This window comes from Mycobacterium arosiense ATCC BAA-1401 = DSM 45069 (genome assembly GCF_002086125.1).
Classification (GTDB): Bacteria; Actinomycetota; Actinomycetes; order Mycobacteriales; family Mycobacteriaceae; genus Mycobacterium; species Mycobacterium arosiense.
Genome location: NZ_MVHG01000168.1, coordinates 1 through 3089, shown reverse-complemented (window position 1 = coordinate 3089; position 3089 = coordinate 1). Strand labels below are relative to the sequence as shown.

Genomic DNA, 3089 nt, shown 5'->3' with positions numbered 1-3089 from the left:
AGGACGTATCGCCGATGTCGAGCGCGCTGCTCCTCAGTGGCGGTGACCCAGTCCCCACCCGACACAGGAGTGGGGTGTGGGTCTTTTTGCTGCCCTGTGCGCGTGAGAGAGAGGAGATGTCGAGATGCAGTGAAGATTGACAAGGTGGCCAGTGTTGTTTAACAACAGGTCGCGCAGGTATGCCGAGACGTAATTGCTCCGGGGAGAGTGGCGATTTCGGCGGGCAGTTAGTTTGACACCGGTACGCGACACGCCGGGTATCTGTCAAAGTACCTCGGCGATTCTGGTCAATCTTCGCTGCATCGCCTCAACCACCACCACCCACCACCACCAGTAGTAGCCGCGATAGCGTCGTTGTTGTCGGTGGCTGCCGATACGATCGGTGTTGTAAGGGCAGGTCATTGGGGCTGGCCCACAATTCCCAAAGGGGGAGCGCAAGATGTATTCAACCAAGTCCATTGGTGACGTCGTTCGGAATCTGGTGGGAGTTCTTGGGTTTCGGCCTGTGGAGTCGCTGGTGGTGGCGGCCGTACAGGGTGGCTGCGTGAGTTGCGTTCTGCGTGTGGATCTCAGCGACGTCGCGGCGTCGAATGCGCTGGAGAGGTTGGCGTCGTTGGTGGGGCGCAGTGGTGCCGATGGCGCCCTGGCGGTGTTCGTGTCGACGCTGAGCAGCTCGTGCGAGATGTGCGCGGAGCGCTTTGCTGGCATGGCGGCAAGGTTGGGAGAGGCGCTGGAAGCGGCGGGCGTGCGCCTTCTGGATGCCGTGATGTTGGACCGAGTCGAGGCGGGTGGACGGTGGCAATGTGTGGACGGGTGTGGCAAGTCCGGTGTGCTCGACGATCCAGCGTCTTCGGCCGCCGCGGCGGCAGCGGTGGTCGCGGGACGCCGGATGTATGAGACGCGGGATGAGCTAAGAGCGATTGTGGCCGTTGATGTTCAGCGCGCCGCTGCGGTGGCGCCCATGCTGGCCGGTGCTGACTGTGCTGGCGGCGCGGTGGATGACGTGCCCGTATCGGTGCGCCAGGCGGTGGCTGCGGTGCGTCGCGTGGGCCAGGGCGCCGTCTTGTCGAATGCCGAGCTGGCGGATATCGGCGCATCGCTGGGCGACGTGCGGGTGCGAGATGCGCTGTTTACGTTGGTGGACTCACACGAAGCGAGCGCAGCCGAGATGCTGTGGAGCCAGCTGGCGCGGGTCCTGCCACAGCCCTACCGATCCGAAGCCTTGTGCCTCGTCGGATTCAGCGCATTTTCGCGGGGCGAAGGGCCGCTAGCTGGCGTCGCGCTCGAGGCGGCGTTGGCAGACGATCCAGCTCATCGGATGGCCGGATTGCTGGATTGCGCGCTGCAGAACGGAGTGCGGCCTGAAGAGATTCGCAACCTGATCCAGCACCATGTCTCAGCGCTGGTGATTTGACCCTTGCCCGGAGGTTGCGGGGTGCGGATATGCCTGGCGCTGATCGCACCCTGCCAACCCGCAAGGCGGTCGACTACCCCACCCGGCATAGGGCTGGGGTAGTGGTCAATTCGTATGTGGGAGTGCGGGTGTGGTGATGTTCTTGTCTTCTTCTTCTCCTTTTCTCCTCGGTCGCCGTGTCGGTAGCGGCCGGTAGTATCCGTGTGTGTAGGGCCTACCGCGAGGGCGGGCCCACCGACCCGTGAGGGGTTTGGGTTATGGCGAGTGCGCCGGTGTTCTACCTGGGGACGCATATGGATGGGTGGTTAGCACATGTGGGTGTGCCGTTGTTCGTGTCGCACCGCCGCTTGTCGCGACGTAAGACACTGCCGAAGGCACGTTCGGGGTGGGCGCTGGATTCCGGGGGGTTCTCAGAACTGTCTCTTTACGGAGGGTGGCGCACCACTGCGGAGGAGTATGTCTCGGCGGTAAAGCGCTACGACCGCGAGATTGGCCAGCTGGAATGGGCGGCCGGAATGGACTGGATGTGTGAGGACGACATGCTTGCCCGCACCGGCCTGACCGTCGAGGAACACCAGCGGCGCACCGTGGCGAACTTCGTGCTGCTGGAACGGATGTGGCATGAGGACGACGACGCGGACCTGCATCCCGAAGCCCCGTTTATGCCCACTTGCCAGGGCCAAACTGTCGAGGATTACCTGCGGTGCTGGGACATGTTCGGCGAGGCCGGGGTGAACGTCAGCACTTATCCGTCGGTCGGTGTCGGGTCGGTGTGCCGGCGGCAACACACCGGCGAGATCCGCGAAGTGCTGGAGGCGTTGCGTGATCGTGATCCGGAGGTGCCGCTGCACGGGTACGGGGTTAAGACACAAGGCCTTCGGATCTACGGGGATCTGCTGGCGTCGTCGGACAGCATGGGGTGGAGCCTGAACGCGCGAAAGAACCCGCGGCTGCCGGGCTGCGCTCACGCGAAGTGCTCGAACTGTCTCAAGTGGGCGTTGCGGTGGCGCCGGGGCCTGGTTGCCGGCGGGTGCACCGAACACGGCGAACCCTGCGACGGCACCGCCGGAACATGTCATCAACGAGAGTTATGGGTGCTGCGCGAACTGAACGCCGCGGCGGCCTGAGCGCCAGCGTGCGCTCTGCACCCGGGCTGTGCCGGTGCGCAGGGCGGCCAAGGCTGACTCGGTGCGAACAACCGAAGGAAGGGGATGTGAGAACCATGATGGCGACCACTGGCGGCGGTCGGGCGCGTAAGGGCGCGGCCGGCGGCGACGAGCTGTCTGGGCCGCGCTGCATCCTGCCTGGCTGCGGTAACGCTGCAGAGCAGAAGGGGATGCCGTGCGCGGAGTGTGCAGCGGCGTTCGGCAGTCACCTGCGCCAAAGCGACGGTCCACCGATGACCGCCGACGCGCAGGCCAAGCGGGACAACGAAACTCAGGCGACATATGCGGTGCTGTTGGCCGGCGGACAGCCGCCTGCGACCCGGCCGGTGCCGGGGCCTGAGCACAAGGCCAACCAGCGGTGCTGGATGTGTGAGGAGCGGCGCACCTGCACGAAACAGGCCAGCGGCTGGGAGTGTGACGTCTGTCGAGAGATCCGATGATGAGCTGTCCGGAGGCTCGACGGTGACGGATATCCGGCCTCGAGGCCTCGATTGAGCAAGGACGTATCG

Annotated in this window: 3 protein-coding genes; all 3 read left to right on the top strand. The window is 64.8% G+C overall.

The genetic code is table 11. The annotated features are described in order from the left end of the window. Positions 1-439: 439 nt before the first annotated feature. The 3 genes from BST14_RS27710 to BST14_RS27700 all read left to right on the top strand — a co-directional run bounded on the left by BST14_RS27710 (position 440) and on the right by BST14_RS27700 (position 3020). Positions 440-1414, top strand: coding sequence for a DUF4192 domain-containing protein (locus BST14_RS27710; RefSeq protein ID WP_036474322.1), 975 nt, complete (start codon positions 440-442; stop codon positions 1412-1414). 257 nt (positions 1415-1671) lie between these two features. Continuing rightward, a complete protein-coding gene (locus tag BST14_RS27705; RefSeq protein WP_036474324.1) occupies positions 1672-2541 on the top strand; it encodes a deazapurine DNA modification protein DpdA family protein in 870 nt (289 codons plus the stop codon). Positions 2542-2636: 95 nt separating this feature from the next. Beyond that, entirely contained in the window at positions 2637-3020 is a 384-nt protein-coding gene (locus tag BST14_RS27700; RefSeq protein ID WP_225337345.1) for a hypothetical protein, read from the top strand. Positions 3021-3089: the final 69 nt, after the last annotated feature.